This is a genomic window from Micromonospora sp. BS32 (assembly GCF_059089345.1).
The window spans coordinates 1-447 of record NZ_JBSSHR010000116.1; the positions used below are offsets into that span (position 1 = coordinate 1).

Sequence of the window (447 nt, forward strand, 5' to 3'; positions counted from 1 at the left end):
TCATCAGGTTCGCGTCGTCGACCGAGGCCGAGTGGCGGGTTCGGTAGATCGACACGATGATCGCCAGGCCGACCACGACCTCGGCGGCCGCGACGACCATCGTGAAGAACGCGATGACCTGCCCGTCGAGGTTGCCGTGCAGCCGGGAGAAGGTGACGAACGCCAGGTTGCAGGCGTTCAGCATCAGCTCCACGCACATGAACACCACGATCGCGTTGCGCCGGATCAGTACGCCGGCCGCGCCGATGGTGAACAGCAGCGCCGCCAGGTAGAGGTAGTTGACCGGGTTCACTTCGCCCCCTCCTGCGCGGGCTCCGCGTCCCGCTCGCCGTCCTGCGCCAACTCGGTTTGTTCCGGCGCCTGTTCGGGGGCGCGTTCCAGCCACTCGTCGGAGCGCTGGTCCAGTGCGGCCAGCCGCCGCATGGCGTCCCGCGACACGTCGCGGAT

1 protein-coding gene is annotated in these 447 nt (G+C 68.2%); it reads right to left on the minus strand.

Annotated features, from left to right (window positions below; genetic code table 11):
• The coding region (gene nuoK / locus AC5RWQ_RS30515) for an NADH-quinone oxidoreductase subunit NuoK (RefSeq protein WP_494286050.1) at positions 1-292 on the minus strand (292 nt) is incomplete at its 3' end.
• Positions 293-447 lie beyond the last annotated feature (155 nt).